1 protein-coding gene is annotated in these 890 nt (G+C 70.4%); it reads left to right on the top strand.

The genetic code is table 11. The features are described 5' to 3' along the window. The coding region (locus ACFO8M_RS26550) for an IS110 family transposase (protein ID WP_387981097.1) at positions 1–890 on the top strand (890 nt) is incomplete at both ends.

The following is an 890-nucleotide window of genomic DNA, read 5'->3' on the forward strand; positions in this document are numbered from 1 at the left end:
ATCGAAGGGCTACCACGAGCTGGCCGACTGGCTCGAGCGTTTCGCGGTCGATCAGGTCGCCATCGAGAACGCCCGCGGCCTGGGCCGGAACCTCGCCGCCTGGCTGGGCGGCCGCGGCTTCGCCATCACGGACGTGTCCACCAAGGAAGTCCGGGCACAGCGCTTGGCCCGCAAGGGTGGGCGCAACAAGAACGACACCGCCGACGCCCTGGCCACCGCCCTCGCGGCCGTGACCGGCGCCGGATACGCCTCCACCACCGACGAGACCGGTGAGATCGCGCGGCTGCTCACCGAGGAAAGAGAAGCGCTCAACACTGAGCTGACCGCCAAACGCAACCGCCTCCACGCCCTCTTCCGCGTCCTGCGGCCCGGCGGTGCCCCCACCGGCGCGAAGACCAGCGACTTCGCCAACCTCCTCAAGGGCGTCAAGGCCACCGGCCCGGTCATCGCCGAGACCAAGCGCCTCGCCCGCGGCCTCCTCGCCGAACTGCGTCGCCTGGCCCGCGCTCTAGAGGCCAACCACCAGCGCATGAACGACCTGACCGCCCAGACTCGGACCGGCTTGACCGAGATCGGCGGCATCGCCGCGGTCAGCGCCTGCGCCATCCTCGCCGCGATCGGCGACCCGGCCCGCTTCGCCAACCACCACCGCCTCGCCGCGTTCGCCGGCGCCGCCCCCAAACAGATCGCCTCGGGCAACCATGACCGCCACCGCCTCGACCGCAGGGGCAACCCCCAGCTCAAACGCGCCGTCCACCTTGCCGCAATGACCCAGGCCCGCATGAAAACCGGGCCCGGCCGCGCCTACTACCAACGCAAACGCGACGAAGGCAAAACCCACCGCGAAGCACTCCGCTGCCTCAAACGCCAGCTCATCAAGGTCATCTGGC

It is taken from the genome of Glycomyces rhizosphaerae (assembly GCF_042647865.1).
GTDB classification, from domain to species: Bacteria; Actinomycetota; Actinomycetes; order Mycobacteriales; family Micromonosporaceae; genus Glycomyces; species Glycomyces rhizosphaerae.